General features: G+C 56.6%; 21 protein-coding genes, 1 pseudogene and 1 riboswitch. Of the genes and pseudogenes, 14 read left to right on the plus strand and 8 right to left on the minus strand.

Annotated features, from left to right (window positions below; translation table 11 throughout):
* Positions 1–217: 217 nt before the first annotated feature.
* Positions 218–493 (plus strand): helix-turn-helix domain-containing protein, encoded by a 276-nt coding sequence (locus ASD94_RS16585; RefSeq protein WP_056645147.1) that lies wholly within the window; start codon positions 218–220, stop codon positions 491–493.
* 205 nt (positions 494–698) lie between these two features.
* On the opposite strand, the gene ASD94_RS16590 is transcribed toward ASD94_RS16585, so the two are convergent.
* Positions 699–1673, minus strand: a complete 975-nt coding sequence (locus tag ASD94_RS16590) for a sensor domain-containing diguanylate cyclase (RefSeq protein ID WP_056645149.1) — start codon at positions 1671–1673, stop codon at positions 699–701.
* Between the two features lie 389 nt (positions 1674–2062).
* Here ASD94_RS16590 and ASD94_RS16595 point away from each other — a divergent pair, with 389 nt between their 5' ends.
* From ASD94_RS16595 to ASD94_RS16605, 3 genes are all read left to right on the plus strand, one after another.
* Positions 2063–2896: a response regulator gene (locus ASD94_RS16595; RefSeq protein WP_082576919.1), complete on the plus strand. Its 834-nt coding sequence runs from the start codon at positions 2063–2065 to the stop codon at positions 2894–2896.
* On the plus strand, positions 2893–3762 hold the full coding sequence (locus ASD94_RS16600; RefSeq protein WP_056645153.1) for an HDOD domain-containing protein: 870 nt from the start codon (positions 2893–2895) through the stop codon (positions 3760–3762). The genes ASD94_RS16595 and ASD94_RS16600 overlap by 4 nt, the downstream gene beginning before the upstream one ends.
* Positions 3763–3911: 149 nt before the next feature.
* On the plus strand, positions 3912–4448 hold the full coding sequence (locus ASD94_RS16605) for a response regulator (RefSeq protein ID WP_056645155.1): 537 nt from the start codon (positions 3912–3914) through the stop codon (positions 4446–4448).
* A gap of 228 nt (positions 4449–4676) precedes the next feature.
* Here the strand turns inward: ASD94_RS16605 and ASD94_RS16610 are convergent, their stop codons facing one another.
* On the minus strand, positions 4677–5000 hold the full coding sequence (locus ASD94_RS16610; protein WP_056645157.1) for an H-NS family nucleoid-associated regulatory protein: 324 nt from the start codon (positions 4998–5000) through the stop codon (positions 4677–4679).
* Positions 5001–5088: 88 nt separating this feature from the next.
* Positions 5089–5409 carry a hypothetical protein gene (locus tag ASD94_RS16615; protein ID WP_156391455.1) on the minus strand — a complete coding sequence of 107 codons (321 nt, stop codon included), beginning with the start codon at positions 5407–5409 and terminating at the stop codon, positions 5089–5091.
* A gap of 189 nt (positions 5410–5598) precedes the next feature.
* Between ASD94_RS16615 and ASD94_RS16620 the strand changes: the two genes are divergently transcribed.
* The 3 genes from ASD94_RS16620 to ASD94_RS16630 all read left to right on the plus strand — a co-directional run bounded on the left by ASD94_RS16620 (position 5599) and on the right by ASD94_RS16630 (position 8109).
* Complete coding sequence (locus tag ASD94_RS16620) at positions 5599–6270, plus strand: hypothetical protein (RefSeq protein ID WP_056645161.1); 672 nt, start codon at positions 5599–5601, stop codon at positions 6268–6270.
* 153 nt (positions 6271–6423) lie between these two features.
* Positions 6424–7257 (plus strand): DUF2971 domain-containing protein, encoded by an 834-nt coding sequence (locus ASD94_RS16625; RefSeq protein ID WP_162255831.1) that lies wholly within the window; start codon positions 6424–6426, stop codon positions 7255–7257.
* Between the two features lie 60 nt (positions 7258–7317).
* On the plus strand, positions 7318–8109 hold the full coding sequence (locus ASD94_RS16630) for a hypothetical protein (RefSeq protein WP_156391456.1): 792 nt from the start codon (positions 7318–7320) through the stop codon (positions 8107–8109).
* A gap of 403 nt (positions 8110–8512) precedes the next feature.
* Here the strand turns inward: ASD94_RS16630 and ASD94_RS24115 are convergent.
* Positions 8513–8590 (minus strand): annotated as a pseudogene (locus ASD94_RS24115) (arsenical resistance protein ArsH); the annotation flags it as partial.
* 356 nt (positions 8591–8946) lie between these two features.
* A riboswitch (Fluoride riboswitch) is annotated at positions 8947–9023 on the plus strand.
* A gap of 95 nt (positions 9024–9118) precedes the next feature.
* Here ASD94_RS24115 and ASD94_RS16635 point away from each other — a divergent pair.
* The 4 genes from ASD94_RS16635 to ASD94_RS16650 are packed head-to-tail and all read left to right on the plus strand — an operon-like array spanning position 9119 to position 11575.
* The gene (locus ASD94_RS16635) at positions 9119–10432 is read left to right on the plus strand and encodes a voltage-gated chloride channel family protein (protein ID WP_056645166.1); all 1314 of its coding nucleotides are present in this window, start codon (positions 9119–9121) and stop codon (positions 10430–10432) included.
* 9 nt (positions 10433–10441) lie between these two features.
* Positions 10442–10780 (plus strand): DUF190 domain-containing protein, encoded by a 339-nt coding sequence (locus ASD94_RS16640; RefSeq protein WP_056645169.1) that lies wholly within the window; start codon positions 10442–10444, stop codon positions 10778–10780.
* A gap of 9 nt (positions 10781–10789) precedes the next feature.
* The gene (locus tag ASD94_RS16645) at positions 10790–11119 is read left to right on the plus strand and encodes a DUF190 domain-containing protein (RefSeq protein ID WP_056645171.1); all 330 of its coding nucleotides are present in this window, start codon (positions 10790–10792) and stop codon (positions 11117–11119) included.
* 21 nt (positions 11120–11140) lie between these two features.
* Positions 11141–11575, plus strand: coding sequence for an EamA family transporter (locus ASD94_RS16650; protein WP_056645173.1), 435 nt, complete (start codon positions 11141–11143; stop codon positions 11573–11575).
* Between the two features lie 221 nt (positions 11576–11796).
* Here ASD94_RS16650 and ASD94_RS16655 read toward each other — a convergent pair whose 3' ends face one another.
* The gene (locus ASD94_RS16655) at positions 11797–12234 is read right to left on the minus strand and encodes a helix-turn-helix domain-containing protein (protein ID WP_056645175.1); all 438 of its coding nucleotides are present in this window, start codon (positions 12232–12234) and stop codon (positions 11797–11799) included.
* A gap of 180 nt (positions 12235–12414) precedes the next feature.
* On the opposite strand from ASD94_RS16655, the gene ASD94_RS16660 reads away from it, so the two are divergent.
* The gene (locus ASD94_RS16660; protein WP_056645177.1) at positions 12415–12855 is read left to right on the plus strand and encodes a hypothetical protein; all 441 of its coding nucleotides are present in this window, start codon (positions 12415–12417) and stop codon (positions 12853–12855) included.
* Here ASD94_RS16660 and ASD94_RS16665 read toward each other — a convergent pair.
* The gene (locus ASD94_RS16665; RefSeq protein WP_200954249.1) at positions 12852–13154 is read right to left on the minus strand and encodes a helix-turn-helix domain-containing protein; all 303 of its coding nucleotides are present in this window, start codon (positions 13152–13154) and stop codon (positions 12852–12854) included. The genes ASD94_RS16660 and ASD94_RS16665 overlap by 4 nt on opposite strands.
* Before the next feature lie 114 nt (positions 13155–13268).
* On the opposite strand from ASD94_RS16665, the gene ASD94_RS16670 reads away from it, so the two are divergent.
* Together ASD94_RS16670 and ASD94_RS23790 are read left to right on the plus strand one after the other, a co-directional pair.
* The gene (locus tag ASD94_RS16670) at positions 13269–13721 is read left to right on the plus strand and encodes an HAD domain-containing protein (RefSeq protein ID WP_056645180.1); all 453 of its coding nucleotides are present in this window, start codon (positions 13269–13271) and stop codon (positions 13719–13721) included.
* A gap of 125 nt (positions 13722–13846) precedes the next feature.
* A complete protein-coding gene (locus ASD94_RS23790) occupies positions 13847–14413 on the plus strand; it encodes an HAD domain-containing protein (RefSeq protein WP_056645181.1) in 567 nt (188 codons plus the stop codon).
* A gap of 93 nt (positions 14414–14506) precedes the next feature.
* Here the strand turns inward: ASD94_RS23790 and ASD94_RS16680 are convergent, their stop codons facing one another.
* A complete protein-coding gene (locus ASD94_RS16680; protein ID WP_056645183.1) occupies positions 14507–14827 on the minus strand; it encodes a hypothetical protein in 321 nt (106 codons plus the stop codon).
* A gap of 257 nt (positions 14828–15084) precedes the next feature.
* On the minus strand, positions 15085–17133 hold the full coding sequence (locus tag ASD94_RS16685; RefSeq protein ID WP_082576921.1) for a Cache 3/Cache 2 fusion domain-containing protein: 2049 nt from the start codon (positions 17131–17133) through the stop codon (positions 15085–15087).
* Positions 17134–17221: the final 88 nt, after the last annotated feature.

A 17221-nucleotide genomic window follows, 5' to 3' on the forward strand; every position in this document is an offset into this window, starting at 1 on the left:
CCTTGGCGGTGTCACACAGGCGCCCGTGCAGCGGCTCTGGGGGCATTGACCTAGTCGAGTTGCTTGAGAATAAGTAGTCACTCGATGTTTGGCATTGGAGTCCAAGATGCTGCGCTTTTGCAGTTAATTATGTATGAATAAGTGTTCATTTCTGACTGATTTGTAAAATTTTGCAGTATCAGTATCATTTCCCGTCGCAACCTAAAGGCGTGTCACGATGAAGCGCGTCCATCAGCGCATAGTGTTGGGTCAGCGAGTGCGGGCGCTCCGTCGAAGCGCTCGCATGTCCCAGGAGCAACTTGGCGAGGCTGCGTCCTTGTATCGCACGTACATCGTTCGCATCGAATCAGGCGCCGCAGATCCCACGCTTTCAGTCCTGCTTCGCCTCGCTCAAGCCTTGGGCGTCAACGTCGAAACATTGTTCGGCAACAACCTGGAAGCAGCAGAAACGCAGACTCAGCCAGAGATCCCAGAACCGATGTCGCTCGACTGATAGGCACTTCCCTCTACTTAGAACGCTTGCACTGAGGTGCTTGCCCCGGTGAATTGGTCGGCAGTGCCACCTGTGCACCCAGTTGCACCCAGTTGCACCCGTTCGCGTTCGCTGACGAGCCAATCGATTCATAACCAATTTCATGTGAGCGTGCCCACAACTTCCAGTACCCCCTGCTCAGGGTCAGAGGTTGCAGCCCCGTTGCTCAGTGCGAATGTCTGCGCCTTTTGTCTTCATACATGGCAGCATCCGCATGCTGCACCGTCATGAGCATGGAATCATGGGAGGAACGAAGGGCGTAGCCTACTGATGCAGCGACACCCGCCTCGTCAAACGCTTCTCTCAGCCTTTCGATCACTTTTTGAGCTTCGCGTGAAGTTGCCCCATCAACCAAGACCGCGAATTCGTCCCCTCCCACACGAGCAACAACATCTTGTTCCCGGAATTGGTTTCGCATCGTGTCGGCAGCCTTTTTCAGCAACACATCGCCTGCATGGTGACCATCACGGTCGTTCACTGTTTTCAGCTCATCCAGGTCAACAATCACAACCAGTGCGTTTCTGACATGGCGAAATGCCGCCAGCTCCTGCTCCTCCAATGCAAGCTCCCATCCCCGGCGGTTGTAGAGGCCGGTGAGAACATCTCTCTCAGCGGCGAAACGAAGACGCTCTGCTTCGCGTTCTGCGGCTTCCGCCTGAAGGTTGATCGTCAAAAGCGTATTAAGCGCTCGCGCAAAGGTGCTGACCAAGCGACGTGTCCTTTCATCTAGTAGAGGACTCGGGTCTGGATCAAGCGCACATAAAGTCGCGATGACCTCTCCGCCCTCCCGCAGCAGAGGTACCCCGATGTAGGCACCCACCGGTTGACTCAACACATCATTGATACGTGCTTCGCGATACGCTTGCACCTGACGCGCATCCTCAGCGAACATGGGGCCATCGCCCGCAACCATTCGCGCACAATACGTGGAATCCCAGTCAAATATTTGTCCGCGCTTGATCCCATAACCATTATCCAAGCTCTTAACGATGGTCCAGTCATTATCGTCAAGCCGAGCGACGAGCCAGACTTTGAATGGAACAAAATCCTTCAAACACGTCAAAACTGCACCGAGTGCGTCACGCGTATCAGCAAACGGTTTAAAAATTGAGAGGCTATCGACTTCTAAGTCATCTGACATGAGCGTATTTGCGGCAATTAAAATCAAACATTTTAAATTAATATTTAATTATGAATATATACATTTTTAAATAAGCTGCAACTTATCCACCCTCAGGACATTTTGACATATATATCGAATCTCTCAAATAACCATGCTGTCAACATATGAGGACGGCATGCGACAAAAAAACGGATAGGATGTTGTCTGCTGATCGCTCCTTAGCGCGTGTGACTATACTGTCCCTTCGACTGCCAACCTCAGCCGAATTGCACAACCTACTCGATTGATGGCGAGGCTACTGAAGCTGCGGCATCCAGGCTTGGCATGAAGCCCATAGCGACCGTCAAGCGGCCTCTCGAAGACGCAAACGTGGACCCCAATGAGCGCACGCCACTAGATCCGGACACATGACACCAACATCAGAGTTCTCAGTCGCACCGACGGGAAAATTGCTTCTGGTCGACGACGAGCCGAACATCCTTACCGCTCTGCGGCGACTACTGCGCCAAGATGGATATCGAATTGACTCAGAAACGGATCCCAACGCAGCCATCGAACGCTTGCAGTCAGAGGACTACGACTTGATCATTTCTGACCAGCGAATGCCTCAAATGACAGGGCTGGATTTCCTACGGCTTGCTAAGGAGTTGAGGCCCCACTCCATCCGAATTGTGCTGTCGGGTTATACGGACCTGAACTCAGTCACATCAGCGATCAACGAGGGTTCCATCTACAAGTTCCTGACGAAACCTTGGGACGCAGCCCAACTGCGCGGACACATCGCAGCGGCGATCAGACACAAGAATCTGGAAGATGAGAACCGGCGCATCAGCGAGCAACTGCGCACGGTGAACGCTCAATTGACAGAGGCGAACGCTCAATTGGCTGCGTTGGTGAGCAAACAGCAGCTCAGTCTTTTTAGGGATGAAACCGCGTTGCAAACGCTCCAGGAAGTGCTCCGGCAGATCCCGCTACCCATCTTTGGATGTGATCACCAGGGGATGGTAGTGCTGAGTAACGAGGCAGCCGAGTCCTTTTTGGGGCCCGAGGGTAATCCCATATGTCCACTTGGAATCGACATTCAGAGCCTCTGGCCCGAACTATCCGAGCCAGAACGGCCTTGGAAAGGTCACAACATCGCGATCGCGGGCAAGCGGGCCAGAATTGAGTGTCGCCCTATCGAATTGAATGCACAAGCACGTGGTTGGCTGTACATGATCTTTCCCGAGCACAGTCAATGACCAACATGTCGAGTCTCAAGCGGTTGGATGCCGATGTGTTGATGTCATCCATTCGAGCCTTGCCGCCTCTCCCAGAAGTTGTTTTCAAGCTAGTTAGAAGCCTTGAGGATCCTCGTTCCAACATCGGGGAACTAGAGAAGCAAATTGAGATGGACCAAGCGCTTTCAACAAAGCTCTTGCGTGTGGCAAATTCTTCTTTTTATGGGCTAACGCGCCAAGTCGGAACTGTTCGCGATGCGGCGGTAGTACTGGGCTTTGCCGCCCTTCGTAGCATGGCGATCGCTGCGTCCACCATATCCCACTTCGCGGGCCAACGGCTTCCTCCAGGCTTCGACTACCGCCAGTTTTGGAGCCACGGAATGGCCACGGGAATAGCGAGTGAGCTGGTCGCCCGGGAGTGCAGGGAACCTGAAGGAGTTGCCTTCACAGCGGGGTTGATTCATGACATCGGGCGCCTTGCGTTGGCCTGCCAGTTCCCCGATCACATGCAGGCTTGCTACGCATACAAAGACTCTTCTCAGTCAACTCTCCTGCATGCAGAGAGCGAAGTTCTAGGAATGACTCATGCCCACATTGGGGCCACGCTGGGCAGACATTGGCACTTTCCTGTGGCGGTGGTAGACGCAATTGAAAACCACCATCAGCCCACACAGGCATGCACCGCTATCCCCCATGTGGTTCTGGTCGGGGAAGCTTTGGCCAGTGGCTACGGCGTATCATGCTCCGACGGAACGTCTCACGACCAGCAGACTATCGACAGCAGCTTATTGCATCTATCACTCGGTACCGCTGAAATAACAAACCTACAGAGCAAGCTTGCTGATCGTATGGGCACTATCGATGAAATACTGGGTACAAATTCTTAGAGTAATTTATTACTTTTAATCAGAAATTCGATGCCTTTTCATTATACGCATGTATATCTTCAGGTTTGAACATCTATTATTAAACGATCGATTTCGTCCCCTATGACGAAGGATTCGCTGCATAGTCCGCGAACAATGGAGACTCCAAGATGCGCCGTATGATATTGGTAGACGACGAACCTAATGTACTGAGTTCGTTGAAGCGGTTATTGGCTCGTTCTCTCCCACTGAGGGATGTGCATGTCGACGTGTGCCCAGACCCAACGCTGGCTTTAACGCTTGCCCGTCGCGCTATTTACGATGTGGTCGTTTCCGATTATCGAATGCCGCAGATGAATGGCGTTGAATTTCTTTCGAAGTGGAAAGAAATTCAACCTGATTCGATCCGAATTGTTTTATCGGCATCGACTGATTTCGAGGCGGTTCAGGGTGCAATCAATCAGGCGGATGCATTCAAGTATTTGATTAAACCCTGGTCAGATGAAGCAGTTCTTGCAACTTTAGGGGAAGCGTTCTCCAAGCACGATGAGATTGCAATTACGAAAAGCTTGGCACAAGCGCATTTGCAGAGCGAAGGGAAATTCTCTGCAGAGGAGTTGGAGATACAACGTCTCGAGGCAATTGAGCCGGGGATCACAAAGGTACGTTGGGACACCGACGGTTCGGTTTTACTCGACGACATCTGAACGCCTTTCGAGTCCCACCCCTTCAGGGAGGATGTGTCTCAGAGGACGCACTCCATGCGTTCCGCGATGGCTTGTCATCCGGCCATCGCACTCAACATCGAACTGGATGCCCTGAAGTTCGACTGAACCGCACCCGCACTGAAGTGGCCGCCGAAGCTCTTGTCGAAGGGGTGATCTCGGTTTTTGAGCAAAACCTGAAATCATTAGAAAAAAATCAACTGATAACAATCACTTAGCTCGGCTCAAACGTTTGCTGGGAACTTTGAAGTTCTCTAGGGTGTGCCCTCGTTCAAGGGCTTCGATCAGCCATGTTGTCCGCCGCCCGCATCCCGCCCAGGTGTTGCCATTTCCGTCTTCGTAGATCACCTGTGCCTGTGGCCGCGCAATTGGCGTCTTCAGGTGTTTTTGAGTAGTCAACTTGGGTGCTTGATCGGACTGATCAAACAGATCGCCGGGCATCAACTCATATTGAGCAATAGCCTTCTTTGCCAGGGGAATGATCTCCTCCGCATCGTCGGCCTGGCTCATTGCCTCTTCCAAGCGTTTCTTCATTTGACTCAGCGTCTTTGGCACTGAACACCTCTCTTAGAGCAACTGGCCTGCATCATAGAAGCCTCCGAACTTACGAAGCGCCCCCCTATCACTGCTGTACGTCGAAGAAAGTTTGGCTTGTGAAGTTGTCCGCCATTTCGATTCGCAGACGAAAGTCAATGCTCTCCTTCTTTTTCTTTTTGCTCAGGATATGCAGTTTCACGGGCGAGTAATAGCTTGTGGTCGGAGGGACTTCGTATTGCTTCCCATAGATGGTGACCATGGATGCGGGTTCTTTCTGCTGCAGAACTGAAAACTCTCCGTTGCGCACTACCTCCATCAGTGACTTACCCCCGTCAGTACACGCGACCGTCATCGTCGGTGAACCGGTGATCTGAGAGCGCTGGTACCCGCCATGACCAGACTTCACGTCAACATAAGTTGGGGTGGTCTACCCAGTGAGCGCGGCGTTCTGGCGGGCTCTTCTTGAGTCATGAAGCCTGTCTTGGGACCGCAGAGATCAGATAGTTCATGCAAAAAATGTTTGCTTAGCGCATAACATTGCGCTTTCGTGCAAAGAAAACTAGAATCATGCTTTGGACCAACTGGAGATGCATCCATGGCATTCAGAGCAGACGAAGCCGCAAGAACTCGTTACGAGGAAGCTGAAAGTTATCTCGTCCCACGTGCGCGGGATGCATCTCCTGAGGTGCGTGAAAAAAGCCGAGAAGCCTTTGCCGATATCGTGGAACGTCTCGGTCCCGTGGTCGATTCCTATCCGTCATGGCATCCGTTGGTGCGAAATCATGACAGTAGACATCCCGTAGTTACTCCTCGCGAGGAGTGCGGCTACAGGGGACTGGATCACACCAGGTATTTTGTCAACGGCTTCGTCAGCTGCCCCTATGGTGACGGGACCTTTCTGCTGGAATCTGTTCAAGAGCTGGCCTACAAACACCACGTTGCCACCATCACTGCCGAGAGATTAGACGTTCAGTTTTACAGCCCTAACGCTACGGCGATCCTGGTTCAATGCGAATGGCACAGGCCTATGCCAGCGGACCGTAGCATTCCTTTGAACATTGCGATGCCGCTGCTGCTGGAGAGTGAACTGCAATGCTGGGAGTGGTCGCAACTCGCGGAAACGTGGGAATCAATGCGTAGCTACTTTTTGGGCAGCCCGCACGGGAGTCGCTCTTCGCTATTTGTCAACCAAGAAACTGGCCAGGCGATGAAGAAAATCTGGGAGCAACTCATTTACACCGGCATGTTTGGTCCCATCAAGGTGTGAGCTTCGATGGGCCTTGATTTCTCAATTCCGCTCGACCCGCCAGTTCGCAAGGGTGCGGCGCCGACCTGCTCCTCCTTTGACGTGTGTTTTGCATTCGGATTGGGCGCGCTAGCTGCCTCTTTTATGCAGGGGACGGAGCGGGAACGTCGTCATATGAGCATCAAAGGCCGCCGCTGGGATGCCGGAGGGGACCATTTACCGCTTTACCTTTACAAATACCGACACCTGGAGACCAACGACCCGTCACAACATGCGCGTGACGCGCTACTCAACCGAGCACGCGACTTGCTCGTGCACGGTCAAGTGTGGGTTGCGTCAACCGACTCCCTCAACGATCTCCACGACATGCGCTTTAACGTGGAGCAGTCGTCTGATCCCAATGTGATCGACCGCTGGCTGACAGACAATGCTCATCTACTTCGGCACATGCCGCCAGCGCGACGGATCGCTATGCGCGAGGTCCTGCGGCGCCGCAAGCTGCGCCCTAACGACATTGCCGAGTTCCGGGCAAGCATGGAGAAGGCAATGGGAGTTTTCTGCGCCTCCCAAGACCCACGAAATGAGCCGATGTGGGCACACTACGCTGCGGACCACAAAGGGTTCTGCGTTCAGTTTGATACATCACGGGAAGAGCTTTTTTTGCTCGCAGAAAAAGCGGTCTACACCTCCACATTTCCGACGATCACGCTACCCCACGCTGACCGGCGTGACTCCCTTCGGGGCCACCTATCCAAGTCCACGGCGTGGTCGTATGAGCGCGAGTGGCGGGTTGTCATCCCTCAAAACAATTTTGGAATTCGACTTCGATCTGACGCGATAGCAGGGGTCATATTGGGCGCGAAGGCATCGGAGCGCACGCGGGACGCAATTCACACCTTCAATCTCGAACGCAAAAAAGCTGGCTATCGTCCCTTCAACTTGTACCAGGCCCGGCAGCACCGGGATCGCTTCGGCATGTGCATATCCAAAGTGAAGGCCGTTGTGTAGCGTATCCGACGTTCGCCTGCCCTGGGAGCAGTTTGGATGTGTACCTGTAAATAACCAAGAATGGCAAAGCAACATCACCACCGCGTTTTACGCAAGAAACTGAGAAAGCCAAGTGCAGGCGCAACATCGCCGACACCTCGGCGCTGGTGGCGTTTTGGCATTTCTGAGGGCGCTCTCAACAAGTCCAAGTTGCTCGTCGGATTGCTGGTCGCCGTCGTTGCTCTTGCCTCTGGCTTCCTGACTCTTCTCAAGATCTACGCGAGTGATGAGGCGACATTCAAGATGTATGCGGATCGCGCAGTAGCCTGGCACTACAAGACAAACCTCTGGAATGGCTATTTCAGCAATTGGTTTGAGGGAATCGTGAACATGGAGGATCTCAACCTCTCTGAATCTTCAATGACGCTCGCGCTGCAGGCTGCGGGAAACACCATCGACGGGGGCATGTCTGAGAAGCGGCTGTGCGGTATTTTTCCGCCGCAGGACTTCAAGCTCGTGCGGGGGACTATCTCCCATTTCGGGAATAGCGCCGAGATTCAGATTTATGAATTCGTTGGGGGGCGCACGACGGTGTTCGCAGAGTTCGCGCTGCACCACGAAGGCCTGGTGCTAGAGGTTACACCGAAGAAAAACTCCCGTTGGCTCGGCAAAGATACCGTTCGCCTTCTTCAGCATCCTGAGTCCACGATAGACATAGGATTCAAGGCGATGGAAGGTGCCTGCAAGGACGAGATTGCAGAACACCGCAAGAGACAAAAAGAAGTCTTTGATCGAATGGTAGAAAAAGGCGAACTCAAGCGGCGCGGCCCGTCCGAAGAAACAGCCAAGAGAGCAAGTGATCAGGTGAAGTGATCGATGCCAGTCAGTCAACGGTAGCCGCGAGGGGTGTGGCAGTCGGGGCGGATACGGCAAGCAGCGCCGCGAGCGCCTCTACACCCAATCCGGCAGAAATTCACAGTACGCCGGCCCCCAATCGGTCCAAGCAAATCCCAAACACCGGTGGCGAAGCCACTTGAGCAATATGCGCGGGCACCATCAGTAAGCCCTGGCGTTGCCCGGACCCCGCTGGCCCGAACAGCACCAGCGGCGTTGTCCCCTTGGTAATAGTCAGAATGCCATTTCCAGCTCCGTGAAACACCGCAAACACTGCTTCCATCGGAGGAGCAGCGGCGGCGAGCAGTCCGGCCCCCACGGGATGCATCAGCGTAGCCAGCCGCCCAGAGAGCCGCGGATGCACACGCCGCAGAAACTCGAATCAAATGCTGCGCTGGTTCACCCGCTTGGACAGCGCTTCTGCCCTCTCGCGTCGCTCGCTGTATCGATCCACCAAATAGGCCGCAACCAGGGCAAACGCCTCTCAGACCCGGGGATGGAGCGCTTTTCTGTCCATTTACCAGTGCGGTCAGCATGACGAAGACTCCGAGGTTGGCTGATCAGTTCTAGCACTCTCAATGTGCTGCTCGATTTGGCAGAAGTTGCCATAGGGCTTATTGCCGCCCCTTTTTGAAATGGGCCTGGTGCCAAATCGTGCGCTAGCGTTGGTGTACGCCTCCTTCCCACGCTCGGTGAGCAATGTGCCGTAACCGGCGTTCCACACTGTAGCAAGCGACTCTGGCGACCGTCAAAGGTTGCAGTAGTCCGCCCTGGGCAATTCGATCACTTGGTCGTCTACCAAGGTACCGGTAACATTCGCCCCACGGAGATGGCATTCCTCCTTCAACCGCCTTCTGCCTACGGGTGGAAGTGCTGATGATGCCTACAGACATTCCCGGTGGGGGGTGATGTAGGCTCGCGTCCACGCAATTGCCACACGTCCGGGACTGTTTGTGCCTTTCGCAACACAGACAACCACAGGACGTACATGAAACCTTCCGGACGCCCCGAAATACTGGATCTCCTGCCCTACCTGGGCAAGTGGCTGGCACTTGCCAGCGCCGTAGCCGCACTCGCCGGTTCGGCCTCCGCATTTTTCCTTTTTGCCTTGGACTGGGCTACGGGCACCCGGATAGCCAATCGCTGGCTCATTGGGCTGCTGCCCTTGGCAGGCTTCGTCGTGGGCTGGCTCTACCTGCGCTTTGGCCAGCATGTCGAGGCGGGCAACAACCTGCTGATTGACGAGATCCACGACCCCAAGAAAGTCATTCCGCTGCGGATGGCCCCGTTGGTGTTGGGTGGCACCGTCATCTCCCACTTGTTTGGTGCCTCTGTGGGGCGTGAAGGCACTGCAGTCCAAATGGGTGGAGCGCTGGCCGACCAGTTCACCCACGTATTCAAGCTCAAGCATGAGGACCGCCGCATCATCCTGATGGCGGGTATCAGCGCGGGGTTCGCCTCTGTCTTCGGCACGCCGCTGGCAGGTGCGATTTTTGGGCTGGAAGTGTTGGCCATTGGACGGCTGCGTTACGACGCGCTGTTTCCCTGCCTGGTCGCAGCCATCGTGGCTGATCAGGTGGGGCTGCTTTGGGGCGTGCACCACACGCACTACAGCATTGGTGCCATTCCGCCCATCGCACTCTGGCCTCTGGTGGTGATGCTCATTGCGGGCGCGGTGTTTGGGCTCACGGGCAAAGTGTTTGCCGACGCCACCCACGCCCTGAGCGCGTGGGTCAAGAAGCACGTGCGCTATGCGCCGCTGCGCCCGTTTCTTGGCGGGGTGGTGGTGGCGGCCACGGCCTGGTATCTGGGTGCTGACCGCTACATCGGGCTGGGCATTCCCGTCATCGTAGAAGCTTTCCAGCAGCCGCTGGCGCCCTATGACTGGGCGGCCAAGATGGCGTTCACCGTCGCCTCGCTGGGAACGGGCTTCAAGGGGGGCGAAGTCACCCCACTGTTCTATATCGGCGCCACGCTGGGCAATGCGCTGGCGCCGCTTTTCAATATGCCGGTGGCGCTGCTGGCGGGCATCGGCTTTGTGGCAGTTTTTGCGGGCGCTGCCAACACCCCCATCGCGTCCACGCTGATGGCCATGGAGCTGTTCGGGACCGAGATTGGCATCTACGCCGCCATTGCCTGCATGGTGAGCTATCTATTTTCAGGCCATACGGGCATCTATCGCTCACAGCGGGTGGGGCACGCGAAGCACCGCCATGCCCCCGAGGGCATCAAGCTGGGTGAGCTGCCCGCCTATCGCAAGGCCGAGCGTGAACGTGCCAGCACCGAATCCCGAGAACTCTGAGGCCCTTCCATGCAGAACATGACCGCACTGCGCTTGTATTTTCCCCAGTCAGCCCGCGCCAAGCCCACGCGCTTTTGGCACCACCTGTCTGCCCCGGCGCTAAGTCACCACTTGCTGAAAGCGGCGCGCCAGGCAGGCATTCACCAAGTGATCGTGCACAACGTGCACGCGGGTTACCTGCCTGGCAAAAAGCTCACTCACCACCACATCGAATCCACCCCTGCGCACCATCCCCTGTGCATGGAACTGATTGATGCCGAAGACCGACTGCGGCACTTTGTGAAGCAGCACGCGCAGGAGCTGCGCCATGTGCATGCCGTGCTGCTCCAGTGTGAACTGGCCCTGTAGGAGGGCAGCATGCAAGGCTATCAACTCACCTTCTTTACCCAACAGGACCGCAGGCATGGCTGGAAACCGCTGGCCGAATGGCTTGTGGAGACCGCTCGCGACATGGGCATCAATGGGGTGACGCTCATTGCTGCAAGCGAGGGCGTGGGCCACGACGGACGCGTGCATTCAGCCCACTTCTTCGACCTGGCCGACCAGCCCATCGAAGTCACCATGGCGGTGAGTGCACAGGATGCGGAGCGGTATTTCCAGCGCCTGCGCGATGAACAAGTGAGTGTTTTCTACGTCAAGACACCGATTGAATTCGGCATTACCGGATCGGCATCGGAGCCGCAATAGCAACAGGGACAGGAGTCTGATATGACAACTTCAACCGGCTGGTTTTACTGGGCGGCACTGTCCGCAGTGTTCGCCGCACTCACCGCCATCTTCGCCAAGGTCGGCATCCAGGGCGTGGACTCGGACCTGGCCACGCTCATTCGCACCGCCATCATCATCGTGGTGCTCTGCGCATTCGTGGTGTTGACAGGCAAGTGGACCAACCCCATGAGCCTGTCACCAAAGACCTGGGTTTTCTTAGGGCTGTCGGGGTTGGCGACGGGGGCATCCTGGGTGTGCTATTTCCGGGCGCTGAAGATCGGGGACGCCTCCCAGGTGGCGCCGGTGGACAAGTTCAGCTTGGTGCTGGTCGCACTTTTTGCGTTCGCCTTCTTGGGGGAGCGTCCATCGCTGCGCGAGTGGTCAGGGATCGCGCTGGTTGCGTCGGGAGTCCTGGTGCTTGCGTTCAAGCGCTAAAGCTCCTTAGACCAGAGAAAAGTTGCCGCCCTTGAGAAAATGTCGGCCCTGTGGGCATGCCTTCGCAGGGGTCACATCACACCAAGGGTTGCTCTGCGTCGAGGGCTGCGCTGATGGACCATGCTCTGTGCAAGGTCTCGTTTTAGTCATCAACGTAACAGGCGGATGGGTGATAACACGCGCGCGTTAGTGTCAAACGCCTACATTCAAGTGCGCCTAACTCACCAGAGGCCTCGCTTGTTCACTTGGGCGAGCACGGCAGACAGGGCCTGCAGCTTTTGGGCCTCCGTCAGAAGGTCTGTCGCAGCAAGCATTGGCGGCATCGGAAATCCGGCAACTTCATGGGTGCGCCTGAGCACCTGCTCCATCAAACTGGTTCGCGGAACGAACACGTAGCGCACTTCGCAATCCAGCCCATGGGCCAGGCGCGCAAGGGTATTCAGCGTAATGTTCCCACTCGCCTCGGCCTGTTCCAGTTTGCGGGCACCCTGGGCTGTCACGCCCAAACGCGCTCCCAGCGCTTGGGAACTCATACCCAGCGCTAGTCGGACCGTTTTCGTCCAGCCGCACCTAGGGGCGGCCGTTGGCTGCAGTTTTGCGAATTCGCAAAACTGTCTGTCGAGTTCGGCCAAGCGGGTGAGATTCAGGCGGTTTTTCAAGGGGCAAATGGGCAAGGCAACAGGATGGTTGCCTGTCTGACCATATCGAGGCAACCGGATTGTTTCCATTGAACGGCGTGCGCACCAGAAACACAGAAATGGCATTCCTGCTCCGTTATCTTCGTGCGCGACGGCCTTACACGGGACCAATTGGTCTCATATTAACTTGAATGATGAACGATGCTACGTTTGGAAAAAGCCACCCTCGGCAAATTTGGACCACAGGACATGATGGGCCTGATCACGTCACAGGGCTGGGAGGCCATCTTGCCCGACGCACTCCAGGACAGCCACCTGTTGCTCATGTCAGACCAAATCAGAGACCTTCTTTCCGGCAGCGATTGGAACGATGATGACCCGGAACCTGCGAGCGCAGCTCTACCGCTGACCTTGTTGCTGCTTACCAAAGCCGGTGCCAACTCATCGGAAGATGGCTTTGAAGTCGGTCTGGAAACTCTGCAGGAGGCACTATGTCTGCTCAACACCGCCGTTGACCGCGAGATCGTCAACCGCATGCTGCAGCGCCGAGATGTCACCCCGATTGGCACAGGCCTGATACAGGGTCTTCAGATGCTGGTTCAACACGCCAGGGAGCATGCCGATTCGACTTGCCACGCCTAATCCGGCGCCATGCCTTTGAAGTCCGTTTTGATGGTCTTGAGGAGTTCGCTGACCGAGGCGGCGTCCAGATCCGGGCAGTATGCGGCGGCGACCAGCGTCAACGGATGAATCTGCATCTGCTCGGCCAGCACTTCAATAGTGCGGATGCTGGGTACCTGATGACCCTGTTCAATGCGACTGATATGGCGGCGGCTGGTGGCCAGGAGCATGTCTTCCTGCACCAAGCCGCGTGCCGCGCGCAGTTGGCGCAGCGCTCGACCGAAGTCGGCTTGGGGTGGGAAACGCTTTCGGGAAGACATCTCCCCGATTTCCGCCCAACGAGACTAAAAAGACCACGACCAACTAGTCCCATCGGCGTTCAAATCCCAACAGAAACTCAGTGGCTGTTGGAGAGCAGGATATGAATCAGCGACATGGCCGTACTGTTTCTGGATTTTGATGGGGTCCTGCACCCAGAGCATTGCCATGAATCGAAACACTTCTGCCGTCTGCCCATTCTGGAGGATGTGCTGCGGCAGGTGCCCGAAACAAAAGTAGTGATCACGAGCACATGGCGACTGGAGCAGACTTTGGCGAACTTGCGGAGCCGGTTCTCGCCGGACATAGCCAACATGATCCAAGGTGTCACCCCTAGGTACTGCGACCTGCAGAACGTTCCGAACACTTTGGTCAGCTATCAGCGGGAAGCAGAGTGCCATGCCTGGCTTTGGTCCAACAACTTGCCCCATTGCAATTGGCTTGCGATCGATGACCGATCTTGGCTCTACAGACCGTTTTGCAAGTCGCTGTTCTTGGTCGATGGTCGTAATGGACTCACAGAAGCCACCGCATACCAGTTGGTAACGCGCCTTCACAGCCTTTTATAAAAGGAAAGCGAGGACGGTGGATCACACGTCGTCAGACATGAAGGTTGGGCAATCAGCTCGCCCCGAAGTGATGACGGGCACCGATTTCGATACACGTAGCTACGAGAGTTTTTCTTTCATTGAGCATGATTTCAAGCCATTTGGAGCCCTACATCCCAGCGTCCACTCCCCGCAGCGCTGACTTGATCGTGTACCTAGACCTCGACGGCGTGCTTCACCATGAAGCCGTCCTCTGGCACCCGCGCCGTGGCATCTACATGAGTCCCTACGAAGCCGCAGGCCATACGCTGTTTGAGTGGCTTCCATTTTTGGAAGAGGCGCTGGTACCGTATCCCTCCGCAGCACTCGTGCTGAGTAGCTCCTGGTGTGTCAGGCCAGGCTATGCCAAAACACTTGAGCGCCTACCGGCGCAGCTTCGGGCCCGATTCATCGGAGGCACCTACCATAAGCGCGTCCATGGGGCCGATCCAGGGACCCTCGCATCGTTCCAGAGTACGCCCCGGGGGGTGCAGATCCTCGCGGATGTGCGGAGAAGAAGGCCACGCCACTGGATCGCCTTGGACGATGACGTTGAGGACTGGCCCTCTCAAGCCATCGACAACTTGGTCGCTTGTGACGGCACCACTGGTCTCTCCAACCCCGAAGTCCGCCGTGAACTTCGGCGAAAGCTGATGCGAACTACGGTAGCTTGAGTGGTTTCCACTGGGTGATTGATGCGCAGCCAAGCTTTCAAGGCCGTCTCGCCAGGCCCTACTGAAACTGCACTTTGCAAGCCTCAGGATTTCTCAGTTCGTCAATTCAATCCAGCGCAGTCCATAACGCTGCATGTCGCCCGAATCAGGCCACCAGCCTCCAACGTCCCCTGCATCTGTCTGCACGAGTTCAAGCCCATCGTCGGTTACCAAGCGAGTGTGCTCCGGAAAATCCAGGACGTAAGCGTCGCCCTCGAAGTCAATGACCGTTTTGACCCCAGACCATCCGAAATCATTGGATCCATTGTTCTTCCCCAGATCAATGAGGCCCACCACCTTGCCGACAGATCCCTGCGGCAAGAACTCATCCGGAGCATTCAATTTACGGCCTTCGCCTGAAGCAGAAATCTGCATAGGTGATCTCGGTTGATGTGTTCTACCCAATGGTAGCCGCTGGGGCTAGGCGCACGCTGTGGTTCGTAACCTGTAGCCCATCAGCAAGGCCTTCCTTGAATTACACCGAGAAGGGGAGACGACATGGGTTCAGCTGACAAAATACTAGGGATTACCCTTGGTTCCTAACCGGGTGTTTTGCACCGAAAGTGAGATCACCCCAGGCAGCAATGCATGGCAGGTTTTTTCATGGGCGGATGCCTTCGTGCAGAGGCACCCTAGCCCTGTAGCTTTGGCGGTGCCGTGGGCGATAGCCCCATGGCATGTGGCGATGCGGGCGCATGTGTGTGCGCTGAGGATGCATCCTGCCCCAGATTGAATCGAGCAATCGCAGTCACCATCTGCTCGGCCTGCACCCGCAGGCTGCTGGCAGCGGCGGCCATTTCCTCTACCAACGCAGCGTTCTGCTGGGTCGTCTGGTCGAGCTGCGTGACTGCCTCCCCCACCTGGCCGACGCCTGCGGTTTGCTCGTTACTGGCCGCACTGATCTCAGAGACCATGTCCGCCACGCGCCGGATGGCACTGACCACCTCCTGCATGGTGGTGCCCGCCTCGTCCGCCAGCGCCGAGCCCTGCTGCACCATGGCACTGCTGGCGCCAATCAGCTCCTTGATGGACTTGGCCTCTGCCGCCGTGCGCTGAGCCAGGTTGCGCACCTCGGCCGCCACCACCGCAAAGCCGCGGCCCTGCTCTCCCGCACGGGCCGCTTCGACAGCAGCATTGAGCGCCAGGATGTTGGTCTGAAAGGCGATCCCGTCGATCACGCCAATGATGTCGGCGATCTTTTGGCTGCTGGTGTGGATGTCCTGCATGGTGCGAACCACCTTGGAAACCACCTCTCCGCCCTGCTGTGCGACCCGGCTGGCCCCCACGGCCAGCTGATTGGCCTGGCCCGCACTGTCAGCGTTGTGGCGGATGGTGGCGCCCAGCTGCTCCATGCTGGCCGCTGTCTGCTCCAGGGCGCTGGCCTGGCCCTCTGTCCGTCCCGACAGATCCTGATTGCCCTGCGCAATCTCCGTACTGGCCGCCGATACGCTGTCGGCACTGGTGCGCACCGTGCCTAGGCTCTCCACCAACCGGACCCGAAAACCTTCCATGGCCTGGGCCAGAGAACCGATTTCATCGCGGGACTGAACGGAAACCGCGTGCGCGAGATCCCCCTGTGCCAGATAGCCGAGGGCTTTGCTCAGCTGCTGCACGGGGGCCCCCACCAGCCGGCGCGTTGCGACCAACAACACGACCGTGAGCAGCGTGAGTGCCACAACGACACCCAGCCAAAGCCAGGTCAGCACACCGCGCGCTTCACTCATCATCTCTGACAAAGGTGCCTCGGCAACGATCACCCAGCTCCAGGGTTTGTAGTGTTCGACCGCCACGTAGCGGGTGGCGGTATCGCTCTCGCCATTGCGACGGGGTGACCAACGGGACTCCAGATCGCCCGACGGCTCAACTGCAGCCAGCGACGCCATCCATGCCTTGGCGTTGTCGTCCTTGTCATCCAGCTTCAGCGATTTGCCAGCACCAGGCAATCCAAAAACAGTGCCCCGCGCGGGGCCCGATGAGAGATTGACCGCATACACGGCCCCCGTAGCAAACAGCTTTTGTCCCGCCATCACGGTGTCGAGCTTGCCCAGAATGGCTCCCATGTCAGACCCGATGAACAAGATACCAATGGTGCGATTGCCCTCGCGGATGGGCTCGTACACGGTCATGTACTCACGGCCAAACAGACCGGCTCGGCCGATGTAGGTTTTGCCCTCGTTCACAAGGGCGTAGGCGGGGTGCTTGCGGTCCAGCAGGGTCTTGTACGCGCGCTCGCCATCCTGCTTTTTGAGGGACGTGGTCACGCGAATGAAATCGTCTCCCGTGCGCGCAAAAATCGTGGCCACGGCGCCCATGCTGTCCTTGGAGAAGCGGTCCACCACTTCAAAATCACCATTGACGGCAGCCCCCTGGAACGACAGCACTGCTTCTGACTTGCCGTCGGCCCCGGCTGATTCAGCGACGGTGAACCGGCCCGGGAAATTCGCCTTGAACAAGCTGAAGTCACGCTTGGCTTGCTCCTGCGCCGTTTCGTCGAAGGTTTGCACCAGCGTGCGCACCTGGGCCACGTACTGCGTGGCATCACCACGTGCCAGACGGCCGAAATCGTTCCAGAGCAAGGCACTGACGATGCCCATCGTGGCCAGCAAAACCACCAACAGACTGAGCAACGCCGCCAAGGAGAGTTTGAAGGCGATGGAATAGCGGGTGCTTGAGGAAATCATCTGGTGCTTTTCTGTAATTTATGCATCGGCGTGCATATGAAAGAACCAAAGTACCCGATCTCGCGCAAAAACAAAACCATCGCGAGTG

Origin of the sequence: Acidovorax sp. Root70 (assembly GCF_001428225.1) — a bacterium.
Taxonomy (GTDB): Bacteria; Pseudomonadota; Gammaproteobacteria; order Burkholderiales; family Burkholderiaceae_C; genus Acidovorax.

What these genes read in the sequence shown, in the direction of transcription:
- ASD94_RS16635 (WP_056645166.1), top strand. Translation starts at nt 9,119, where the DNA reads ATGAAACCTTCCGGACGCCCCGAAATACTGGATCTCCTGCCCTACCTG.
- ASD94_RS16665 (WP_200954249.1), bottom strand. Translation starts at nt 13,154, where the DNA reads ATGTCTTCCCGAAAGCGTTTCCCACCCCAAGCCGACTTCGGTCGAGCG.
- ASD94_RS16660 (WP_056645177.1), top strand. Translation starts at nt 12,415, where the DNA reads ATGCTACGTTTGGAAAAAGCCACCCTCGGCAAATTTGGACCACAGGAC.
- ASD94_RS16585 (WP_056645147.1), top strand. Translation starts at nt 218, where the DNA reads ATGAAGCGCGTCCATCAGCGCATAGTGTTGGGTCAGCGAGTGCGGGCG.
- ASD94_RS16670 (WP_056645180.1), top strand. Translation starts at nt 13,269, where the DNA reads ATGGCCGTACTGTTTCTGGATTTTGATGGGGTCCTGCACCCAGAGCAT.
- ASD94_RS16595 (WP_082576919.1), top strand. Translation starts at nt 2,063, where the DNA reads ATGACACCAACATCAGAGTTCTCAGTCGCACCGACGGGAAAATTGCTT.
- ASD94_RS16630 (WP_156391456.1), top strand. Translation starts at nt 7,318, where the DNA reads ATGGCAAAGCAACATCACCACCGCGTTTTACGCAAGAAACTGAGAAAG.
- ASD94_RS16620 (WP_056645161.1), top strand. Translation starts at nt 5,599, where the DNA reads ATGGCATTCAGAGCAGACGAAGCCGCAAGAACTCGTTACGAGGAAGCT.
- ASD94_RS16685 (WP_082576921.1), bottom strand. Translation starts at nt 17,133, where the DNA reads ATGATTTCCTCAAGCACCCGCTATTCCATCGCCTTCAAACTCTCCTTG.
- ASD94_RS16605 (WP_056645155.1), top strand. Translation starts at nt 3,912, where the DNA reads ATGCGCCGTATGATATTGGTAGACGACGAACCTAATGTACTGAGTTCG.
- ASD94_RS16610 (WP_056645157.1), bottom strand. Translation starts at nt 5,000, where the DNA reads ATGAAGAAACGCTTGGAAGAGGCAATGAGCCAGGCCGACGATGCGGAG.
- ASD94_RS16640 (WP_056645169.1), top strand. Translation starts at nt 10,442, where the DNA reads ATGCAGAACATGACCGCACTGCGCTTGTATTTTCCCCAGTCAGCCCGC.
- ASD94_RS23790 (WP_056645181.1), top strand. Translation starts at nt 13,847, where the DNA reads ATGATTTCAAGCCATTTGGAGCCCTACATCCCAGCGTCCACTCCCCGC.
- ASD94_RS16650 (WP_056645173.1), top strand. Translation starts at nt 11,141, where the DNA reads ATGACAACTTCAACCGGCTGGTTTTACTGGGCGGCACTGTCCGCAGTG.
- ASD94_RS16625 (WP_162255831.1), top strand. Translation starts at nt 6,424, where the DNA reads ATGAGCATCAAAGGCCGCCGCTGGGATGCCGGAGGGGACCATTTACCG.
- ASD94_RS16600 (WP_056645153.1), top strand. Translation starts at nt 2,893, where the DNA reads ATGACCAACATGTCGAGTCTCAAGCGGTTGGATGCCGATGTGTTGATG.
- ASD94_RS16590 (WP_056645149.1), bottom strand. Translation starts at nt 1,673, where the DNA reads ATGTCAGATGACTTAGAAGTCGATAGCCTCTCAATTTTTAAACCGTTT.
- ASD94_RS16645 (WP_056645171.1), top strand. Translation starts at nt 10,790, where the DNA reads ATGCAAGGCTATCAACTCACCTTCTTTACCCAACAGGACCGCAGGCAT.
- ASD94_RS16680 (WP_056645183.1), bottom strand. Translation starts at nt 14,827, where the DNA reads ATGCAGATTTCTGCTTCAGGCGAAGGCCGTAAATTGAATGCTCCGGAT.